The 18,755-nt window shown below is 67.3% G+C and carries 14 protein-coding genes; 5 read left to right on the top strand and 9 right to left on the bottom strand.

All coding sequences use genetic code 11. The features are described 5' to 3' along the window. Positions 1–103 precede the first annotated feature (103 nt). From HNP52_RS10815 to HNP52_RS10825, 3 genes are read right to left on the bottom strand one after another with little or no spacing between them, the layout of a single operon-like run. On the bottom strand, positions 104–904 hold the full coding sequence (locus tag HNP52_RS10815; protein WP_184166668.1) for a 4-(cytidine 5'-diphospho)-2-C-methyl-D-erythritol kinase: 801 nt from the start codon (positions 902–904) through the stop codon (positions 104–106). Further along, positions 904–2,433, bottom strand: a complete 1,530-nt coding sequence (locus tag HNP52_RS23285) for a tetratricopeptide repeat protein (protein WP_184166671.1) — start codon at positions 2,431–2,433, stop codon at positions 904–906. Before HNP52_RS23285 ends, HNP52_RS10815 begins: the two co-directional genes overlap by 1 nt. 55 nt (positions 2,434–2,488) lie before the next feature. Continuing rightward, a complete protein-coding gene (locus HNP52_RS10825; RefSeq protein WP_184166674.1) occupies positions 2,489–4,141 on the bottom strand; it encodes an electron transfer flavoprotein-ubiquinone oxidoreductase in 1,653 nt (550 codons plus the stop codon). 127 nt (positions 4,142–4,268) lie between these two features. Between HNP52_RS10825 and HNP52_RS10830 the strand changes: the two genes are divergently transcribed. From HNP52_RS10830 to moaB, 3 genes are read left to right on the top strand one after another with little or no spacing between them, the layout of a single operon-like run. Beyond that, the gene (locus tag HNP52_RS10830; protein WP_184166677.1) at positions 4,269–4,985 is read left to right on the top strand and encodes a uracil-DNA glycosylase family protein; all 717 of its coding nucleotides are present in this window, start codon (positions 4,269–4,271) and stop codon (positions 4,983–4,985) included. A gap of 2 nt (positions 4,986–4,987) precedes the next feature. Continuing rightward, entirely contained in the window at positions 4,988–6,862 is a 1,875-nt protein-coding gene (locus HNP52_RS10835; RefSeq protein WP_184166680.1) for a lytic transglycosylase domain-containing protein, read from the top strand. Continuing rightward, positions 6,849–7,376 (top strand): molybdenum cofactor biosynthesis protein B, encoded by a 528-nt coding sequence (gene moaB / locus HNP52_RS10840; protein ID WP_184166683.1) that lies wholly within the window; start codon positions 6,849–6,851, stop codon positions 7,374–7,376. The genes HNP52_RS10835 and moaB overlap by 14 nt, the downstream gene beginning before the upstream one ends. 350 nt (positions 7,377–7,726) lie before the next feature. On the opposite strand, the gene HNP52_RS10845 is transcribed toward moaB, so the two are convergent. From HNP52_RS10845 to HNP52_RS10855, 3 genes are all read right to left on the bottom strand, one after another. Further along, positions 7,727–8,248 carry a YbjN domain-containing protein gene (locus HNP52_RS10845; protein ID WP_184166686.1) on the bottom strand — a complete coding sequence of 174 codons (522 nt, stop codon included), beginning with the start codon at positions 8,246–8,248 and terminating at the stop codon, positions 7,727–7,729. Between the two features lie 116 nt (positions 8,249–8,364). Then, a complete protein-coding gene (locus tag HNP52_RS10850) occupies positions 8,365–8,877 on the bottom strand; it encodes a YbjN domain-containing protein (protein ID WP_184166688.1) in 513 nt (170 codons plus the stop codon). Between the two features lie 84 nt (positions 8,878–8,961). Continuing rightward, positions 8,962–9,309: a VOC family protein gene (locus tag HNP52_RS10855; RefSeq protein ID WP_184166691.1), complete on the bottom strand. Its 348-nt coding sequence runs from the start codon at positions 9,307–9,309 to the stop codon at positions 8,962–8,964. A 52-nt stretch (positions 9,310–9,361) separates the two neighbouring features. Here HNP52_RS10855 and HNP52_RS10860 point away from each other — a divergent pair, with 52 nt between their 5' ends. Continuing rightward, the gene (locus HNP52_RS10860; protein ID WP_184166692.1) at positions 9,362–10,432 is read left to right on the top strand and encodes a PA0069 family radical SAM protein; all 1,071 of its coding nucleotides are present in this window, start codon (positions 9,362–9,364) and stop codon (positions 10,430–10,432) included. Between the two features lie 3 nt (positions 10,433–10,435). On the opposite strand, the gene HNP52_RS23290 is transcribed toward HNP52_RS10860, so the two are convergent. After that, positions 10,436–12,535, bottom strand: coding sequence for a GDSL-type esterase/lipase family protein (locus HNP52_RS23290; RefSeq protein ID WP_184166694.1), 2,100 nt, complete (start codon positions 12,533–12,535; stop codon positions 10,436–10,438). 309 nt (positions 12,536–12,844) lie between these two features. Here HNP52_RS23290 and HNP52_RS10870 point away from each other — a divergent pair, with 309 nt between their 5' ends. Beyond that, the gene (locus HNP52_RS10870; protein ID WP_184166697.1) at positions 12,845–15,454 is read left to right on the top strand and encodes a M1 family metallopeptidase; all 2,610 of its coding nucleotides are present in this window, start codon (positions 12,845–12,847) and stop codon (positions 15,452–15,454) included. A 39-nt stretch (positions 15,455–15,493) separates the two neighbouring features. Here the strand turns inward: HNP52_RS10870 and HNP52_RS10875 are convergent, their stop codons facing one another. Both HNP52_RS10875 and HNP52_RS10880 read right to left on the bottom strand, forming a co-directional pair. Then, entirely contained in the window at positions 15,494–16,933 is a 1,440-nt protein-coding gene (locus HNP52_RS10875; RefSeq protein ID WP_184166699.1) for a hypothetical protein, read from the bottom strand. A 61-nt stretch (positions 16,934–16,994) separates the two neighbouring features. After that, positions 16,995–18,587 (bottom strand): long-chain fatty acid--CoA ligase, encoded by a 1,593-nt coding sequence (locus HNP52_RS10880; protein ID WP_184166701.1) that lies wholly within the window; start codon positions 18,585–18,587, stop codon positions 16,995–16,997. Positions 18,588–18,755 lie beyond the last annotated feature (168 nt).

Consider the following 18,755-nt stretch of genomic DNA (forward strand, 5'->3'; position numbering starts at 1 on the left):
ATGTACTTCGGAAACTGCGAAGGAGCGGTTCGCGAGACTGGTTAATTCACTTCCTCAGCTTTCGCCGGGGAGTTGCTGACTGCCAGGGAGCCGCCTTGGGTAATCAGGTGAGATAGCTCGCCAGCATCCACCACCCGCGACCGGCCAACGCTTCAACCGCAGCATCCCGGCTCGCCACATCCTCGAACAGCGCGAAGCACGTCGCCCCCGAGCCCGACATCCGCACCAGCCCGGCCCCTTGCGACGCAGCCAAGGCCTCCAGCACGTCATCGATCACCGGCGCGATCGCGCGCGCCGGCGGCTCCAGGTCATTGCGTCCCGCGCGCGGATCAACCGGCAGCGGCCCGCGATCGACACCGTCCCAGCGCCGGAACACCTCGGCGGTGGAAACCCCCACCCCCGGATTGACCAGCAGCACCGGCATCCCCGGCAATCCGGCGACCGGCTCGAGCTGCTCGCCCCTGCCCCGGCCAATCGCGCTGCGGCCGAACAGGCAGGCGGGCACGTCCGAGCCGAGCCGGTCGGCAATGTCGAACATCTCGTCCACCGCGACTCCGTGCAGCACGCCCAGCGCCCGCAGGGTCGCCGCCGCATCGGCCGAACCGCCGCCAATCCCCGAGGCGACCGGCAGCCGCTTGTCGAGCGTGATCGCATGCGCGCCGCCGCCGAAGCGCTCGCGGAACGCCGAAGCCGCCCGCGTGACGAGGTTGTCGCCCTCCCCGCTCAGCAGCGCGCCGAACGGCCCGGTGATCGTGAAACTGTCGGCCTCGCTGGGCTCGACCTGCACCACGTCCCCGTCCGCGACGAACGCGAACAACGTCTCCAGCTCGTGATAGCCATCGGGGCGCCGCGCGCGGACGTGCAGCGCCAGGTTGAGCTTGGCCTTGGCGATTTCGGTGACCATCAGTTCAGCCCGTTCGCCAGCTTGCCCTTGATCCGCTCGGCATCCTCGGCCTCGGCGGCGACTTCCGCCGCTCGCCACGCATAGCGCGCCTCCATCCTGCGGCCGATCTTCCAGTAGAGGTCGCCCAGATGCTCGTTGGGCCTGGTCCCGCCGGGATCGAGCTGCACCGCCTTCTCGAGCAGCGGCAGCGCCTTTTGCAGGTCGCCATCGGCATAATAGGCGCGGCCGAGCGAATCGATGACTTCGGGGTCCTCGGGCTTGAGCCTGCGGGCCCGCTCGAGCAGCGCCTGCGCGCCGGGCAGATCGACGCCGCGCTCGGCCTGGGCATTGCCGAGCCAGGTCAGCGCCTCGGGCTCGTCGGGGGCCAGCTGCACCGCGCGCTGGAGCGCGGGCAATGCCGCGTCCCATTTGCCGGCCCGGTCGAGCGCGGCGCCGTGCAGGTAATTGAGTTCCCAGCCGCCATCGCCGTCGGACTTGCCCAGCGCGCGGCCAAAGGCTTCGGCGGCATCGCCATAGCGCTCCGCCTTGAACAGCAGCTCGCCATAGACGGTGACTTCCTGGGCACTGGCATTGCCCGCCGCCGCCAGCGCCTTGGCCTCGGCCAGTGCCTCGGGCAGGCGATCGGCCCGGCTCAGCGCCGAGATCCGGCCGGCCGCGGCACCGCGGGCGAAGGGACCGTCGGCGCGGATGCCGGCAAGCGTCTGCAGCGCCAGGTCGGTCGCCCCGCTCTTCGACAGGGCCTCGGCAAGCAGCAGCCGGGCGCGCTCTTCCTGCGGATCGAGCAACAGCGCGGCGCGGGTGAGCAGGATCGACAGCGGCGCCATTTCCTCGCCGCCCAGGTCACCGGCAAGGTTCAGAAAGGCATGGGCGGCGCCGAACGCGGCATCGGGCTTGCCGGCCTTGGCCTCGCGCTTGCGCCAGGCCTGGGTGGCGCCGGCAAAGTCGCCGAACACGCGGTCGGCCTCGCGCTTCCGGCCGGTGCGGAGCAGCGCGATGCCCGCGTCGATCCGGACATCGGGGGCGTCCTCGGTGCCTCGCGCCGCGGCAAGCGCGAACAGGCCCTGGTCGGGCTTGCCGGTGGCGATCAGCAGCAGCGCGCGGTGGCGATTGGTGAAGCGGGCAGCCAGCGGGTTGCCGCGCGCGGTGTCGAGCAACGGCAGCGGGTCCTCGCCCCGGTCGATCGCCAGCCATGCCGCGAGCACCGGCACCAGGAAGTCGAGCTGCGCCTTCGACATCCGCTCCAGCGCCTTTTCCGCGCCCAGCCGGTCGCGGCCGTGCAGCGCCATGGCGAAGGCGAGGATATCGGTATCGGGGGGCGCTGCCTTGGCGCCTACCAGCGTGGCGGCGGCACGGTTGGCCAGCGCATAGTCCCCGGCCGCCAGCCCCTGGCGATAGGCGCGCATCGCCAGAACCTTGTCGTCAGGCACGGCCGACAGCGCCCGGGCATAGCCGGGCGCGGCCAGCACCGGCTCCCCCGCCGCATCGGCGGCGCGGGCACGGGCATAATCGCGCAGGTCGATCTCTGGCACCACCTGCTGCTGCTGCGCCGCCGCCGGCAGGGCCAGCAGCAGCGCGAGCGCGAGACTACATGTTCGGGTAATTGGGGCCGCCGCCACCTTCGGGCACCACCCAGTTGATGTTCTGGGTAGGGTCCTTGATGTCGCACGTCTTGCAGTGGACGCAATTCTGCGCGTTGATCTGGAAGCGCAGATCGTCGCCTTCGCCGACAACTTCATAGACACCCGCCGGACAGTAGCGCTGGGCAGGCTCGGCGTACACCGGAAGATTGTAGCCGATCGGAATTTCCGGGTCTTTCAGCGTAAGGTGGACCGGCTGGTCCTCCTCATGGTTGGTGTTCGACAGGAACACCGAGGAGAGCCGGTCGAAGGTCAGCACGCCGTCGGGCTTGGGATAGTCGATCTTCGGAGCCACCGATGCGTGCCACATGCCCTCGTTATCGGGCTTGTGCTTCATCGTGAACGGCCAGCGGATGCCGAGCAGCTCGCTCCACATCGCCACGCCGGCGAGCATCGTGCCCCAGGTGTCGCCGAACTTCTTGACCAGGGGCGCGACATTACGGACGCCGCGCAGCTCCTTGTAGACCCAGCTCTTCTCATACGCCTCGGGATAGGCCGCTAGCTCGTCCGCCTCGCGACCCGCGCCGACCGCGGCGAAGGCCGCCTCGGCCGCCATCATGCCGCTCTTCATCGAAGTGTGGGTGCCCTTGATCCGCGGCACGTTGAGGAAGCCCGCCGCGTCGCCGATCAGCGCCGCGCCCGGCGCGACCAGCTTGGGCACCGACTGCCAGCCGCCATCCGAGATCGCCCGCGCGCCATAGGAAACGCGCTTGGCGCCCTTGAGGATCGCCGCGATCTCCGGATGCGTCTTCCAGCGCTGCATCTCCTGGAAGGGCGAGAGGTACGGGTTCTTGTAGTTGAGCCAGGTCACGAAGCCGAGCGCCACCTGCCCGTCGGCCTGGTGATAGAGGAAGCCGCCGCCATTGGCGCCGTCGGTCAGTGGCCAGCCCTGGGTGTGAATCACGCGCCCCGGCACATGGTTGGCCGGATCGATGTCCCACAGCTCCTTGATGCCGATGCCATAGATCTGCGGCTGGCTGTCCTTGTCGAGCTCGAAATTGCGGATCAGCTGCTTGGTCAGGTGCCCGCGGCAGCCTTCCGCGAAGAAGGTGTATTTGGCATGCAGCTCGAGCCCGGGCTGGTAATCGCCCTTGTGCTCGCCGTCGCGCGCCACGCCCATGTCGCCGGTCGCGACGCCCTTCACGCTGCCATTGTCGTGGTAGAGGATCTCCGCCGCGGCGAAGCCCGGGAAGATCTCGACGCCCAGTTCCTCGGCCTTGCCCGCCAGCCAGCGGCAAAGATTGCCCAGCGAGCCGGTATAGGTGCCCTTGTTGTGCAGGAACGGCGGGGTGATGAACTCGGGATAGCCCGACTTGCCCTTCTCGCTCAGCACCCAGTGGTGGTTCTCGGTCACCGGCGTGCTGGCCAGCGGGCAGCCATCCTCGCGCCAGCTCGGCAGCAGCTCGTCGAGCGCCTTGGGATCGATCACCGCGCCCGAGAGGATATGGGCGCCCACTTCCGAGCCCTTCTCCAGGATGCACACCGAAAGCTCACTGCCCGCTTCCGTGGCCAGCTGCTTCAGCCGGATCGCCGCAGAAAGGCCCGCAGGGCCCGCCCCGACGATCACGACGTCATAGGGCATCGACTCCCGTTCGCTCATCATCGCATCCTTCTAATCTTGGTCTGGCACACGCCGCACGCCTGTCTCGTCGCAAGCTGGCAACGTCCTGTCCCTTGGTCGATGAAGGCAGATTGACCCGCCCGTCAAGCCGTGACTCTTAGGAGCGGTGGGAGGCGAATACACAGCAGATTGGGGGCGTACCCTCGCGAGCGCACTCGAATGGTGGCGCGATGCGGGTGTCGAAACCCTTCAGGAGGACGAGGCTCGCGACTGGCTCGCGCGGCCCGCGCCCGTGCAGGTTGCGCAGGCTGCCGTAACGTCGCCTCAGCCCGAGGTCCTGCCCGATACGCTCGCCGCCTTCACCGCCTGGCGCACCGGCGAGACCGTGCCCGAGGCTGGCTGGCTCACCCCGAAAATCGCGCCAACCGGTCCGCTCAACGCCCCGCTCGTCGTGCTCACCGACATGCCGGAAAGCGACGACCAGGACGCGCTTCTGGGCGACAGCCCGGCCGGAAAGCTGTTCTCGCGCATGCTCACCGCCGCCGGAGTCGCGCGCGATTCGGTCTATTTCGTCTCGCTCGCCGTCGCCCGCCCGCTGGCCGGCCGCATCCCGCCCGACCAGGAGGCGCGGCTGATCGAGATCACGCGCCACCATCTCAAGCTGCTCCAGCCCGCTAAGCTCTTGATTCTGGGTCAAACGGCGAGCCGTGCAGTAGCCGAGACGAATGACGGCCCACCGGCAAATGGTTTAGTGGATGTTAACCATTTTGGCGGACATACAGAGGCTGTTGCGAGCCTGCATCCACGCTTCCTGCTGGATCGGCCGGCCGCCAAAAGCGAAGCCTGGAAGCATTTGTTGCTGTTGACCCGGGGGAGCCTGTGACCATGCGTATCCTGCTTGCCGCCGCGCTGCTCGTGTCGCCGGCGCTGGCCCACGCCGCCGATGTTTCGGGCGGCGACACTGCAAGCCCCGCCGATGTTTCGGGCGGCGACACTGCGAACCCCGCCGATCTTCCGGGCGGCAGCACCAACCCCAATTCCACGCCCGCCGAGGACGGCGCCGGCGCCCCTACCCTGCGCGAAGGCGACGGCATCCCCTCGCAGCTCGACAGCGACCAGAAGGACGGATACCGCAAGGTATTCGCCGCGATCCGCGCCCAGCGCTGGCAGGACGCGCAGATCCAGCTCGATTCGATGAAGCCGGGCCCGCTCCACGCGATCGCCCGCGCCGAGCTCTACACCGCCAAGAATTCGCCCAAGGTCGAGCTCGCGCCGCTGCTCCAGCTGATCGGCGACGCGCCCGAGCTGCCCCAGGCCGATCAGCTCAGCCGCATGGCGAAGACCCGCGGCGCGCTTTCCACCCCCGCCATTCCCGCCGCCGCCCGCCTCGTCTGGTATGACGGCGCCCCGGTCCGCCAGCGCGCCCGCTCGATCAAGAGCGACACCGCCGCCACCGAGATCGCGCTCGCCATCCAGCCCTATGTGAAGGCGGACCAGGGCCTCGAGGCCGAAGGCGTGGTCAGCAGGTTCGAAGCCGATCTCACGCCCGAGGCCCGCACCGAGTGGCAGCAGAAGGTCGCCTGGATCTATTATGTCGCGGGCGACGACAACAATGCCCGCCGCGTCGCCGCCAAGGCGCAGGACGGCGCGGGCGACTGGGCTCCGCAGGCCGATTGGGTCGCCGGCCTCGCCGCCTGGCGCGAGCAGGATTGCGCCGGTGCCACCGCCGCCTTCGAGCGGGTCGCCACCCGCGCCGCCGATACCGAGCTGCGCTCCGCCGGCCTCTATTGGGGCTCGCGCGCCGAAATGGCGTGCGGCCATCCCGACAAGGTCGAGGTCAAGCTGCGTGCCGCCACCCAATATGGCGAGACTTTCTACGGCCTGCTCGCCAAGTCGGCGCTCGGCATCGAGGACAAGCCCGCCAAGGCCGAGAAGTTCGTCGCCGAGGACTGGCGCGCGCTGGAGCGCCGCCCGAACGTCCGCGTCGCCGCCGCCCTGGTCGAGATCGACGAGGACGGCCTGGCCGACGAGGTGCTGCGCTACCAGGCCAAGATCGGCTCGCCTTCCGAGCATGTCGCGCTCACCCGCCTCGCCGGCCGGCTGAGCCTGCCCTCCACCCAGCTCTGGCTCACCCATAACTGCCCCCAGGGCACCCAGCCGCTCACCGCCGCCCGCTATCCGGCGCCGAACTGGACCCCGGCCGGCGGCTGGCGCGTCGACAAGGCTTTGGTCTTCGCCCACACGCTCCAGGAATCGCGCTTCAACTCGGAGATCCGCAGCGCCGCCGGCGCGATGGGCCTGATGCAGGTCAAGACGGGCGCCGCGATCGACATCGGCCGCCGCCACGGCGTCAACTATGCCGCCAGCGATCTGACCAAGCCGTCGGTCAACATGGAGATCGGCCAGTCCTATCTCGAGCAGCTGCGCGACCAGCCCTTCACCGGCGGCCTGCTGCCCAAGGTAATCGCGTCCTACAATGCCGGCCCCACCCCGGTCGCCAACTGGAACGCGCTGATCAAGGACGGCGGTGATCCGCTGCTCTATATCGAGAGCATCCCCTATTGGGAGACGCGCGGCTATGTGATGGTCGTGCTCCGCAACTACTGGATGTACGAGAACCAGGAGGGCCGCAAGTCGAGCAGCCGCGAGGCGCTGGCCCAGGGCATGTGGCCGAAATTCCCCGGCATGCAGGGCCCGGCCGCCGTCAAGCTCAGCGCGCGCAAGCTCGCCTTCCACCAGGACGGCAATGCCAATCGATAACGCGATCGCCTTCCGCCCGGTGCGGATCGCGGTGCTCACGGTTTCCGACACGCGGACCCTGGCCGACGACCGCTCGGGCGACCGCCTGGTCGAGCGCCTCTCCGCCGCCGGCCACATCCTCGCCGCCCGCGAGATCATCACCGACGATGCTGACCGTATCGCCGCCCGGCTCACCGGCTGGATCGACGATCCCCAGGTCGAAGTGATCCTCACCACCGGCGGCACCGGCGTCACCGGCCGCGACGTCACGCCCGAGGCGCTGGCCCGCGTGCAGGAAAAGGAGATCCCGGGCTTCGGCGAGCTGTTCCGCTGGCTCAGCTACCAGTCGATCGGCACCTCGACGATCCAGTCCCGCGCTACCGCCGGCGTGGCCCGCGGCACCTATATCTTCGCCCTGCCCGGCTCGACCGGCGCGGTAACCGACGCCTGGGACGGCATCCTCGCCACCCAGCTCGACATCCGCCACAAGCCCTGCAACTTCGTCGAGCTGCTGCCGCGGCTGGAGGAGCGCTGAGGGGAGAGACCTCCCCCCACCCACCCCCATCGTCACCCTGAACTTGTTTCAGGGTCCAAGGTGCCTCAGGCGATATCGCTGGAGGAAAATTGGATGCTGAAACAAGTCCAGCGTGACAGGAATGGGCATCGGACCATCCGCCACTTCCTCCCGGCGCCCCCGGCGAATACCCTCCCGCTTCCCCGGCGAAAGCCGGGGCCCAGGCTCGGTGCACTATCGATGGCGCGGGAGCCTCTCGAACTCCGTTGCAACTGGGCCCCGGCCTTCGCCGGGGAACGGGAACCGGGACTGATCCTCCCCCCTGAAAGGGAGGAGAGCAGGCAGGCCGCGCCGGAGAATTTCGCGAAGCCCTATTTCTTCGGCGCCGCCGGCGTCAGCTCCGCCTTGAAGAACGCCGCCAGCTCCTCCAGCTGCGAATTCCACCAATCGAGCACATCGCTGAAATTGCGCTGGTTGAGCCCACCGACCATTGCCACGTCATAGGCGACGCCCAGCTGCCCATCCGCATGGACGGACGCCTGGAGGAAGCGCTTGCCGGCGTTCCATTTGTTGGCAAAGGCCGGGGTGTTCTCCGGCGCCTTCACGAACAGCGCCTCGAAGCGCAGCGAATCGCAATTCACGTGCTGCTTGTCGCAGCCATAGAAGAAGACGTTGAAACGAAAGATGCCCTGACCCTCGATCATCGGATCGCCGTCCCTGTCGGCGGACATCTTGGGCTTGAAACCCGCCTTCTCCATCGCCGCGAGCACGGTCTGCGGCGCGTTGGCGCAGACCAGGTCCTTGCCGCAAGGTGGCTGGCCTGCCGTCTGCGCCGTGACCGGCATCGTCCAGGCACCGGTCAGCACTGCCGCCGCGATCATCAAATTGCGCATCGATCCCCCCTCGCTGCTCCCATTCCGATCGTTCCGGTCCGGACCCGCCGCCGCGCACTTGCTGACAGCATGCCCGCCGCAGGACCGCCACGCATCGTCACGCGCGGGCAGCCACCTCACTTCTTCTCGGTGAACGCCTTTTCCTCGTCGTCCATGAAGGTGAACAGGTCCCCGGTCATCGACGACCACCAGTCGATCGTGTCGGCGAAATTGGCGTAGCTGACCTTGCCGATCGTGGTGACGTCCATCCAGGTCGACAGGTCGCCGTCCTTGTCGATCACGATCCGCAGGAAGCGCTTCTTGGCGTTCCAGCGATTGGCCATCGCCACATCGTACCAGGGCTTCTTCTTGTACCAGGAGAAGAACTGCATCGAGGTGCAGCCCTTGGCCGCGCTGCAATCATAGAACTCGATCGTGAAGGGCGAACCGTTGGCGGCGCTGCCGATATAGGGATCGCCGCTGTCCTCATGCTTCTTGAGCTCGGCCTTGTAGCCTTCGCTCTGGAGCAGCTTCACCACTTCCTCGGGCCGCGAGATGTCGACCAGCCGCGCCGTATCGCCCTTCTGCGCCATCGCCGGTGCCGCCGACAGGCCGGCCGCCAGTGCGGCCGCGATCAACATCCCACGCATACAATCCCCCCTGCGTCGGCGAAGAATGATGTGCTTCGCCCTGGCTTTATCGAGCCACCCTAACACGGCGCAGGCGTTCGGCAATCATTCCGCGTCCGGCTCGTTCACGAACACGCCCAGCCCGTTCCCCGCCGGATCGCGGAAGTGGAAGCGGCGGCCGCCGGGGAAGCTGAAGATCGGCACGACGATCTCGCCGCCCGCCGCCTTCACCGCCTCGAGCGCGGCTTCCAGGTCCTGCACCTCGATGATCGGCAGCAGCTGCTCGATCACATGGTCGGTGCTGCCGTTGATGCCGAGATCGGTGTCGCCCGTCGTGGTCGCCGCATAGTCCGGGCCGAAATCGGTGAACTGCCAGTCGAACGCCCTGGCGTAGAAATCGCGGGTGCCGGCGACGTTCTTCGAGGGCAGTTCGAGATAGCTGATCCGTGCCATGAAATCCTCCAATGTTCTTGCTATGTTCTGATGTCGCGCCTAACTTCTGTCAATGGCAAAGAGTCGGCCGGTGCGCGGCGCCACCCTCAACGAGGCGAGCAGCCGCTTCAACCTCCCCGGGCGCGAGGCGGACGGGGACTGGCTCGATGCACGCGCGGACCTGGACGATGCCCCGCCCCCGCTGCGCACCACGGTAACGGTCGAGCGGGCGCGGACGATCATCACCCGCAACCAGTCGCCCGACATCTCCTTCGATCGCTCGATCAATCCCTATCGCGGCTGCGAGCATGGCTGCATCTATTGCTTCGCCCGGCCGACCCACGCCTATCTCGACCTGTCGCCGGGGCTGGATTTCGAGAGCCGGCTGTTCGCCAAGCCCGATGCGCCGGCGCTGCTGCGCGCCGAGCTCGGCAAGCGCGGCTATGTCTGCCGGCCGATCGCCTTCGGGACCAACACCGACCCCTATCAGCCGATCGAGGCGGAGTGGCGGATCACGCGCGGCTGCATCGAGGTGCTGGCCGAGCATGACCATCCGCTGACGATCACCACCAAGTCCAACCGGGTGACGCGCGACCTCGACATCCTGGCGCCGATGGCGGCGAAGGGGCTGGCGGCGGTGATGGTCTCGGTCACCTCGCTCGATCCCAGGATCGCGATGACCGTCGAGCCGCGCGCGCCGCATCCGGAGAAGCGCCTGCAGGCGGTGCGGCAGCTCGCCGATGCCGGGGTGCCGGTGTTCGTCTCGCTGTCGCCGGTGATCCCGCACGTCACCGACCACGAGCTCGAGCATATCCTGGAGCGGGCGGCGGCGGCGGGGGCGCGGACGGCCTTCTTCCTGCCGGTGCGGCTGCCGCACGAGGTCTCGCCGCTGTTCCGCGCCTGGCTTGATGCGCATTTCCCCGATCGTGCGGGCAAGGTGATGGCGACGATCCAGTCGATCCGCGGCGGCAAGGACAATGATCCCAATTTCCACACCCGCTTCCGCGGCCACGGCCCCTGGGCCGAGCTGCTGCGCACGCGGTTCCGGATGGCGGCGAGGCGCTACGGGCTAGACCAGCAAGTGCTGCGGCTGCGGACCGACCTGTTCAGGCCGCCGAGCGGTCCGCAGGGGGAGCTGTTCTGAGCGCTATTTGCACATCGTATCGAGCGGAAGCAGTTGCGGCGCCTTGGGCAGTTCGAATCCCTTGCCTGTCGCGACCTGCTCAAAATTCTGGGGTTGCGGCGGCAGTGCCGGGTTCATGTCCGCGGCATAATAGGGATCGCGCTGGGCTTCCTCGATCGACACGAAGCGATAGCCCTTCTCGCGGTACAGGGCGATCAGCCTGGGCATCATGTGCGCATCGAACGCACCCAGGTGCATCAGCAGCACATAGGGCACGTCGCGGCCGTACAGCTTCCGGGCCAGCTCGCGCGAGCGATCGGCCTGGACCGATGCGGCGCCGAGCCAGGCATGCTCCATGGCGAGGATGGCGTCGCTGTCGCCCTTGGCGATGCAGCGGGGATAGGCGTTGTTATAGGCCCAGTCCGAGAAATCCATGGTCACCGCGGCGACCTTGTAGCCCTTGCCGGCCAGCAGCTTGCGGATGCGGGCGCGGCGTTCCGGATCGGCACTGGCTTCGGACAGGAAGGGATAGCGGAACCAGTGCCAGTCGCTGGTGCCGGCCCTGGCCTTCAGGATCGGCTCGTTCTTCTCGAGCTCGGCGAGGAATTGCTGGTCGGTCAGGTCGTTCAGATTGGCATGGCTCCAGCCATGGTTCCCCAGCGCCAGCCCGGCAGCCCGCCACTTGTCGAGCACCGGCGCGGAGGCGGGCTCGTTGGTGAGCTGGATACCGTTGAGGAACCCGATGGCCGGCGCCCCACCGGCCTTGAGCGCGGCGATGATCTGCTCGGCAATGCCGACACGGGTATATCCCTGGGGCAGCGGCGCATGCGCGGTGAGGTCGTCAAAGGTGAAGGCGATCATCGGCGCCGGGGTGGAAGGCGCGGCGGCCACCTTCCCCTTGTCGGTCACCCTGGCCGACAGCAGTGACAAGGGCACCGCATCCGCCATCGCCTGGTATCCGGCGACGGAAGGGTGGAGCCCGTCATTGTCATAGGCCTTGAGGAGCTTCGTCGGTGCAGCAGGGTCGCGCATCGCCGCGTCGAAATCGATCACCCCGTCGAAATTGCCGGGGGTACGGATCCAGGCATTGACCGCGGCGCGATCGGCCTCGTTCTGGGCATCGGGGTGATAGTAACCCGAACCGCCATAGGGCGTGATCGTCGCGCCGATCACCTTGATCCCGTGCGCACGGGCCCGCGCGACCATCTGGCGATAGGCGCCGATCATCCCCTCGACCAGCGCGGCATGCGCCTCGGGCGTCGCCGGAGCATCGCGGGTCAGCGTGCCGAGATCGTTGACGCCCTCGAAGATCACCAGGTGCGTGACGCCCGGATAGCTGAGCACCTCGCGGTCGAACCGCGCCATCGCATTGGGCCCGAGCCCGTCATTGAGCAGCCGGTTGCCGCCGATCCCGGCATTGAGCACCGCCATGTCCGCCAGTGCCGGGTTGGCGCGCAGGCGGAGCTGCAGCGCGTCGGTCCAGCGCGCGTTGCTGTTGGCTGGTACGCCATAGCCATCGGTGATCGAGTCGCCGAGGATCACCACCGCCGAAGCCTTGGGCGATGCCAGTTCGATCGCGCCGATCTGGAACCAGCGATCGACCTTCTTCGCGTCCGCGAGATCGGCGTCACGCGTGCGGTCGCCATGCACATAATAGCTTGTCGCGCGCGAACCCGGATGGCCGGTCTGCTGCGTGGGCGCCTCGGGCAAATATAGGGTGATCGCGAGATTCGCCCCGGCCTTGACCGGCAAGTCGATCGGATCGGACCAATAGTCGGCGCCTGCCGGGATGGTGACGCTCTTCGCGCCGCCAAAGCTGAGCGTGGCTAGGCTGGCGGCATCGATCCGCGCCGAGGCGAGGTCAGCGCTCCGCGCTATCGTGGCCGCACCGATTCGCAGCGGCTGGGTGCCATAGGCATTGGTCAGGCGGACGCGGAGCTTCTGTCCGGCAATCTGGATCCGGACGATCTGGCGAAGCGTCGCGTCCTTCAGATCCTCGGCGGGAAGCGCATTGTTGCCCGGGATCATCTGGGACGTCGCCCATGCCGTTACCCAGCGCTCGCCCGGCGGCGCCGCGGCGCCCAGCAACAGGACCAGCGCCGCAAGGCGCGCGATCAGCCCCATATCCCTCTCCCTAGCCCATTATTATGATAGCGCTACCATACCCACCCCATACCAAGGCGCAATGGCGATCTTCTCGGGAAAGAGCGGATAAAAAAACGGCCACCGCAACGGGTGGCCTGAGAAGGATAAGACCGGACGGCGGAAAGAGGGATCCAACGCCGCCCGGAGATCCGAAGATCTGAAGGGACAATATCCCTGTTTCGCACACTGACACATTACGGAAACATACAGTAACCGAAACCACCTAACACGCCGATTGCGCTGCTTCGGCCGCAGGCCTAGTCCATCGCCAGACCACAAGGATACCCCATGCGCGCGCTTGCCTTTGCTTTCGCTCTCACGCTTCCCGCCATCGCCTATGCCCAGGACGCCCAGCCTACCGGCAAGCTGCCGGACACGGTGACGCCCCTCGCCTATCGGCTCGACCTCACCATCATTCCGGAAAAGCCGCGTTTCAGCGGCCATACCGAGATCGATGTGAAGCTGAACAAGGCAGCACAGACGGTCTGGATGCACGGCCGCAACCTGAACGTGACCAAGGCGGTGGCGCTGGTCGGCGGCCGGGAAGTGCCGCTCACCTTCACCCAGAAGAGCCCCTATGGCCTTGCCCAGATCGATTTCGGCAAGACCGTGCAGCCGGGCAAGATCACGCTGAAGTTCGACTATGACGCGGCGTTCGGCGGTGGTGCCTCGGGCCCCTATCGCATCAACGTGGCGGGCGACTGGTACAGCTGGACCCAGTTCGAGTCGATCGACGCCCGCGCGGCCTTCCCGGGCTTTGACGAACCGGGGTTCAAGACGCCCTTCACCGTATCGCTCACCACCAAGCCGGGCTTCGTCGCGCTGACCAATGCGCCGGAGACGGGCAAGGCAACCAAGGTCGGCGAGCTGGTCAAGCATCGCTTCATCGCCACCAAGCCGCTGCCGACCTATCTGGTCGCCTTTGTCGTCGGCCCGTTCGAGACGCTTGCCGGCAAGGTGCCCGCCACCGCCCAGCGCAAGGCCCCGCTGCCGCTGCGCATCGTCGGCACCAAGCCCTACAAGGACGAGATGCAGTTCGCGCTCGATAATTCGGGCCCGATCGTCGCACTGCTGGAGAAGTATTTCGGCCAGCCCTTCCCCTTCCCCAAGCTCGACCAGATCGGATCGCCGGTGATGCCGGGCGCGATGGAGAATGCGGGCGCCGACATCTATGGCGACGGCATCCTGTTCGTCGACGAGAGCGACGCCACCTCGCGCAAGCAGACCTTCGGCATGGTCGTGGCGCATGAGCTGTCGCACCAGTGGTTCGGCGATCTCGTCACGCCGGCCTGGTGGGACGACATCTGGCTGAACGAGAGCTTCGCCAACTGGATGGGCTACCGGATCGGCAATGAATGGCGCCCGGACCTCGATATCGGCGTCGATGCCATCTCCGAAGGCTTCGACGCGATGGATCTCGACGCGCTGGTCGCCGGTCGCCCGATCCACCAGAAGATCACCAATGACGCCGATATCGACGCGGCGTTCGACCAGATCACCTATGGCAAGGGCGGCCAGGTCGTCGGCATGATCGCCGCCTATATGGGCGACGACAAGTTCAAGGCTGGCGTCCGCCTCCACATGTCGCGCTACAAATATGGCAATGCCAGCACCGAGCAGTTCTTCGGCTCGCTCGCCGACGCCGCGCACGACCCGCGCGTGCTCGCGTCGCTCAAGAGCTTCGTCGACCAGCAGGGCGTGCCGGTGGTCACCTTCCACCGCCAGAACGGCATCCTGACCGCCAGCCAGCAGCGTTTCGCCTATTTCGGCACCAATGCGCCTGCCGAGCAGTGGATCGTGCCGGTCTGCGTCCGCCAGGGCGAGACCAAGAACTGCACCCTGCTCGACAAGCCGAGCGCGCCGATCGTCGCCAATGGCACGGGCACGCTGGTGCCCAATGCCGGCGGGTGGGGCTATTATCGCTTCGACCTCGATCCGGCCGACTGGGATTCCCTGATCACCGCCGCGCCGACGCTGCCGACCGGCGAGGCGCTGGCGCTCGACGACAGCCTGTGGGCCAGCTTCTATGCCGGCAAGGCGAAGACCGCGCAGCTGGTGTCGCTCGCCCGCGCGATGGCTGCCCATCCCAAGACCAAGATGCAACTCGACAACGGCGCGCGCCTTGCCGGCCTGCGCGAACGCGGCCTGATCGGCGCGGCCGCCCAGCCCGCCTATCGCAAGCTGTTCGTCGATATCTACGGCCCGATGCTCGCCAAGGTCGGCTTCGATCCCAAGGCCGGCGCGCATGAGGGCGACAATGCCGACACCGCCGAGCTGCGCGAGCAGCTGGTCGGCTTCGTCGCCGACAACGGCCATGACGCGGCGCTGCGCGCGAAGCTGAGCGCCGCCGCCGATGCCCGGCTGGCGGGTGACGCCAAGGCGCTCGACGGCGATTACGCACCGCTCGCGCTGGCGGTGACGGTGCAGGATCGCGGCGTGCCCTTCGCCAAGACGCTTGCGGAGACGGCGCTGGCCGGCAAGACGCCGGGCCTGCGCCAGGCGGCGTTCCGCGCGATCGCCTCTTCGGGCAATGCCGATGTCGCGAAATGGTATTTCACCGAGTTCAACGACGCGCGCTACACCCCGCGCGAGCGGCTGTTCGCGGCGGCGACCTTCATGAACGATGCCGACACCCGCGATGCCGCGCTCGACTATATGCTCGCCCATTTCGACGAGTTCGCGAAGCTCACCGGCGGCGGCGGCATCTTCTCGGGCCGCTCGGCGCAGATGTTCAAGTCGCAGTGCAGCCTTGCCGCGGCCGACACCGTCGACGCCAAGCTGCGGGCGGAGGGCGGCAGCACGCTGTCGCTCGACCGCGCGGTGGAAGGCATCCGCAACTGCGCCCGCTTCAAGGACGCCAAGGCGGGTGAAGTCACCGCAGCCTTTGCCGGGATGTGACGATCCAGCCTCCTCCCCGGGGCACCCCCGGGGAGGAGATCAGGCCAATATCAGCCGCCCATCCTTGCGGGTGAAGGCTACACCCGTCGTCTCGAACAGACTGGCCAGGAAGGCGGCAGGGTCGTCCACGCCCTTGTCGAGATAGTCTCGGACCTTCGCGGTCAGCGCCGGATCGCTTACCGCCGCGAAGGCCGCCAGCCAGTCGGCCTGGTTGACCTTCCCATCCGCCCGGTTGGCGTCGATCAGCCCGCGGATCCAGGTGAAGGCGTCGGCATTGGGATCGCGCTTCCGCGCCGCCGCTTCCGCTGCGAGCAACAGGGTCGCCCCGCAGGCATAGTTGGTGCGCATGTCGCCCCGTGCCGAAGCCCCCGACAGCGGCAGTCCGGGGCCATTGTTCTTGATGCAGTCATCGACTTCGCGCTGCAGTTCCCCGCGCGCATCATAGCCGGGCACCAGCTGCTGCAGCGCGCGGATCGCCAGCACGTCGGCCGTGCCTTCGGTGATCCAGGCATCGGCGCGGCGCTCATAGCTGACCGTCTGCCCCATCCAGAAATGCGCGCTTTCATGCCCGATGAACCAGCGCAGCCTGGACAGGCCGGCGGGCGAGGAATCCGCTGTCTTCGTCCCGCTGATCCGCATCACCACCGTGCCTTCAAGCACGCTGCCGCCATAGGACTGGCCTGGCATGTCCGCGCCACCCCAGGCAACCAGCGCCATCGGTCGGCCGGAAGCATTGGGGCCGAGACGGTCGCGATAGAGCGCGAACAGGCGCGGGGTGAAATCGTTGAGCTCTGTCCGGATCCATGCCGGCAGGCCGGGATCGAGGATACCGGCGAACGCCGCCGTCTCGATCGGCCGGGCCGGGCCCGAATAGGCATAGGCACCCGCCCCCTCGAAATCGCCCCGTGCCTGGCCCGGGGTCGTCATCCCCTTGTAGAGCAAAGTCCCGCCCGGATTGGCGATGGCCAGCGTGCCGCGCGGGTTCTCGATCTTGAGGTCGTTGAGGTCCGAGGGCAGCGCCGCGGCATCGGCCGCCGCCTTGAGCGGCACCAGCCCGTAATGCGCGTCATAGACCGCGACGCCACCGTCCGAGAACAGCAGATAGGGCGTGTAGTCGGCCTTGAGCGACTGGCCATAGGGCCTGATCCGGATGCGAACGCGCTGCAGCATCCCCTTGCCGGCGGCGAGCACATCGTAATTGCCTTGCCGCTCCAGCTTCACGCCCGGCGTCTCCACTGTCCAGCTGTCGAGCCGCCAGGAAGTGCCGTCGAGCTTGGGGAAGGAGCGCAGGAAGAACCATGCCGGGGCCTTCCGGCGGAAGCGATAGTCGAGAACCCAGCTGCCATCCTTCTGGCGGGTAAGCGTCGCGTCGAAATCCACCCTGGCCGTGGCGACCGGATACATAGCCGGTTTCGCAACCGCAGGGGCCGCGAGCGAGATCAGAGCGCCCGCCATGCCCAGCAGGATCTTACGCTTCACAAGCCCCTCCACCCTGGTGTGTTATTATTACACCACACCAGATGGAAGGAGTCACCCGAAATCAGGCGGCCGCCAGCTTGAAGTCCTTGTACTGCGCCCGGATCGCGGTCTTGAGCAGCTTGCCGGTGGCGGTGTGCGGCAGGCTCTCGACGAAATGGACTTCGTCGGGCAGCCACCATTTGGCGACCTGGCTCGCGAGATGCGCCTGCACTTGCTCGGCGGTCACGTCGCTGCCCGGCTTGCGGACGACCAGCAGAATCGGCCGCTCCTCCCATTTCGGGTGATAGACCCCGATCGCCGCCGCCTCCGCCACGCCCGCGCAGCCGACCGCTGCATTCTCCAGGTCGACCGAGCTGATCCACTCGCCGCCGGACTTGATGACGTCCTTGGCGCGATCGGTGATCTGCATGGTGCCGTCCGGGTGCAGCACCGAGACGTCGCCGGTGTCGAACCAGTTGTCGGGATCGACCGCGGATTCATCCGCCTTGAAATAGCGCTCGACGATCCACGGACCGCGCACCTGGAGCCGGCCCGAGCTCTTGCCGTCGCGCGGCTGCACATTGCCCTCGTCATCGACCACGCGCAGCTCGACGCCGTACGGCACCTTGCCCTGCTTGCAGACCTGGTCGACCTGCTCCTCGAAGCTGAGATCGTCCCAGTTCCACGAAGGCGCGCCCATCGTGCCGATGGGCGAAGTCTCGGTCATGCCCCAGGCGTGATTGACGCGGATGCCCATCTTCATCAGCCGCTCGATCATCGCGCGCGGCGCGGCCGATCCGCCGATGGTGACGATCTTGAGATGCTTCGGCTCCTCGCCGGTCGCGTCCATATGCTGGAACATCGCGAACCAGACGGTGGGCACGCCGGCGGTGTGCGTCACCTTCTCGCGGTTCATCAGGTCACACAGCACCAGCGGGTCGTTGACCGCCGAGAAGACGAACTTGATCCCGGCAGCCGCGCCGGCCCAGGGCAGGCCCCAGCCGACCGCGTGAAACATCGGCACGATCGGCATCGCCACGGCCCGCGCCGACAGGTCGAACACGTCGGGCTGCATCTCGGCGATCGCATGGATCACGCTGGAGCGGTGGGTATAGACCACGCCCTTGGGATTGCCGGTAGTGCCGCTGGTATAGCAGATCATGCAGGGCTCGCGCTCGTCGCCCTTCACCCACTCATAATTGCCGTCCTCGGCCGCGAGCAGCGCCTCGAACCCGTCCGGACCGTCGCTGTCGAAGCAGTAATAATGCTCGATCGTCGTCCATTGCGGCTTCAGCTTCTCGACCAGTGGCGCGAAGGCGCGATCGTAGAACAGCACCTTGTCCTCGGCATGGTTGGCGATGAAGGCGAGCTGGTCCTCGAACAGGCGCGGATTGATCGTGTGGATCAGCCCGCCCATGCCGGCGGTGCCATACCAGGCAACGAGGTGGCGGCCATGGTTCATCGCCAGCGTGGCGACGCGGTCGCCCTTCTTCACCCCGAGCCGTTCCAGCGCCTGGGCAAGCTTGCGGCTGTCCCGGGCGATGCCGGCCCAGGTGGTCCGCGTCTCGCTGCCGTCCGCCCAGCGAGTGACGATCTCCCGCCCCCAATGCTCGCGCGCCGCGTGATCGAGCAGCGTGGTAACGCGCAGCTCGAAATCCTGCATTCCACCCAGCATCCTGGCTCTCCATACCGATTTTTCGATAGCGTAACCCGCGGACGGCGCGGGTGTCGAGAGCGGGGCGTGTAAGGAAGGGTTTCGGGCAGAAGCCGACGTCACATGCGTCCCCGTCACCCTGAACTTGTTTCAGGGTCCAACTCTCCGCAGACGAAGGACAGGAGGCTC

Source organism: Sphingomonas kyeonggiensis (assembly GCF_014204495.1).
Classification (GTDB): Bacteria; Pseudomonadota; Alphaproteobacteria; order Sphingomonadales; family Sphingomonadaceae; genus Sphingomonas; species Sphingomonas kyeonggiensis_A.

What these genes read in the sequence shown, in the direction of transcription:
- HNP52_RS10815 (WP_184166668.1), bottom strand. Translation starts at nt 904, where the DNA reads ATGGTCACCGAAATCGCCAAGGCCAAGCTCAACCTGGCGCTGCACGTC.
- HNP52_RS10825 (WP_184166674.1), bottom strand. Translation starts at nt 4,141, where the DNA reads ATGAGCGAACGGGAGTCGATGCCCTATGACGTCGTGATCGTCGGGGCG.
- HNP52_RS10835 (WP_184166680.1), top strand. Translation starts at nt 4,988, where the DNA reads ATGCGTATCCTGCTTGCCGCCGCGCTGCTCGTGTCGCCGGCGCTGGCC.
- moaB (WP_184166683.1), top strand. Translation starts at nt 6,849, where the DNA reads ATGCCAATCGATAACGCGATCGCCTTCCGCCCGGTGCGGATCGCGGTG.
- HNP52_RS10845 (WP_184166686.1), bottom strand. Translation starts at nt 8,248, where the DNA reads ATGCGCAATTTGATGATCGCGGCGGCAGTGCTGACCGGTGCCTGGACG.
- HNP52_RS10850 (WP_184166688.1), bottom strand. Translation starts at nt 8,877, where the DNA reads ATGCGTGGGATGTTGATCGCGGCCGCACTGGCGGCCGGCCTGTCGGCG.
- HNP52_RS10855 (WP_184166691.1), bottom strand. Translation starts at nt 9,309, where the DNA reads ATGGCACGGATCAGCTATCTCGAACTGCCCTCGAAGAACGTCGCCGGC.
- HNP52_RS10860 (WP_184166692.1), top strand. Translation starts at nt 9,362, where the DNA reads ATGGCAAAGAGTCGGCCGGTGCGCGGCGCCACCCTCAACGAGGCGAGC.
- HNP52_RS23290 (WP_184166694.1), bottom strand. Translation starts at nt 12,535, where the DNA reads ATGGGGCTGATCGCGCGCCTTGCGGCGCTGGTCCTGTTGCTGGGCGCC.
- HNP52_RS10870 (WP_184166697.1), top strand. Translation starts at nt 12,845, where the DNA reads ATGCGCGCGCTTGCCTTTGCTTTCGCTCTCACGCTTCCCGCCATCGCC.
- HNP52_RS10880 (WP_184166701.1), bottom strand. Translation starts at nt 18,587, where the DNA reads ATGCTGGGTGGAATGCAGGATTTCGAGCTGCGCGTTACCACGCTGCTC.